The sequence below is a fragment of the Dietzia sp. CQ4 genome, assembly GCF_014145125.1.
Classification (GTDB): Bacteria; Actinomycetota; Actinomycetes; order Mycobacteriales; family Mycobacteriaceae; genus Dietzia; species Dietzia natronolimnaea.
Map to the genome: position 1 here is coordinate 1 of NZ_JAALDZ010000423.1, position 1,184 is coordinate 1,184.

General features: G+C 69.0%; 1 protein-coding gene. It reads left to right on the top strand.

The window, feature by feature from the left end:
* Positions 1-396 precede the first annotated feature (396 nt).
* The coding region (locus G6031_RS18220; protein WP_182654043.1) for a hypothetical protein at positions 397-1,184 on the top strand (788 nt) is incomplete at its 3' end.

Consider the following 1,184-nt stretch of genomic DNA (forward strand, 5'->3'; position numbering starts at 1 on the left):
CCCCTGAACCCTCAGATCCGTGCCCTTGCCCGCGCCCCGATCACTGCCCATACGGATGCCTCCGCGGTGGGGTGGTCAATTCTTCTGGCCTGCGCCCACGCCCGGATGCAGTACCGCGACGTGCACGAGGCCGCTTTCACCGCCCGTTGGCCCGGGTTGGAGTTTGTCCGCACCCACCGCACCAGTTCGGGGGAGCGCACCCCCCGATTCGATGCGACAGCTGAGTTGGCCCGCCAGTGGGCCAAAGCCGTCACCGCAGCCAGCTACACCCGGCCCAGCACGGCAGGACCTTCGCCTGCCCGCCGAGCTGCCGAGGCCGCTGTCGCCGACCTGCTCACCCGTATGGACGCCCAGCCCTGCCGGTGGGCTGGCAAGACAGGAGCCCAGGACCGCCTGGTGCTCCTGGCACTGGCAGCACGCACGCTCGCAGCCGCGGCTAGCGAGGTGCACCTGTCCGAACGCGACTGGGCCCTCGCCGCCGGCCTGACAAGAGACACCGTTGCCGACCGACTGAGAGTCCTGACCCAGCAGGGCTGGGTGGCCCGCGTGCAGCGAGCAGCTGGCCCCTGGGCGGCAGTGTGGCGGATCGTGAGACCCGGGGGCGGGGAGCAAAGAAGTGGCGCAGTATTTACCCCGGAGATGCAGAGCCGGCTTGACGCTGAGCTCGAATGCGCCCGGGAAGATATCTGGCACGCCCGCCCCCTGGGGGTGTTGGGCATGCGCGTGTGGACACACTTGGCCGCTGGCCGCCTATCGGTGCGTGAGCTGGCTACCAGGTTGGGTGTCTGTCCGGCGACGGTGCGCAGCAAACTGCGCGCACTGCGCTCGTTCGGGCTGTGCACCGCTGATGGCCGCGTGTACCGGCGTCGGTCGCGGTTAGCGCGAGCCGCTGTTGCTGCTGGTGTCGACGGTGCGCACGCCGATCGGGTGCGCCTATACCGGCTGCATTCGGCGGTGTTCGTGTGGTGGTTCACCACCCGACACCAGCCAGAGCGCTCCGACGCGTTGGCTGAGTGGGGCGAGTTTCCCAATTCTGCTGAGGCTGAACAGACCCACCCGGCCGATATCGCGCTGGCCTACGGAGCTACGGCAACCGGTCCGCCAGTGTCGGCCACCACCTGGGGTGCGGCGATGGCTGCCCAAGATCGCCATCGCGAGGCCGATCCCGACAGTTGGTGGGAACT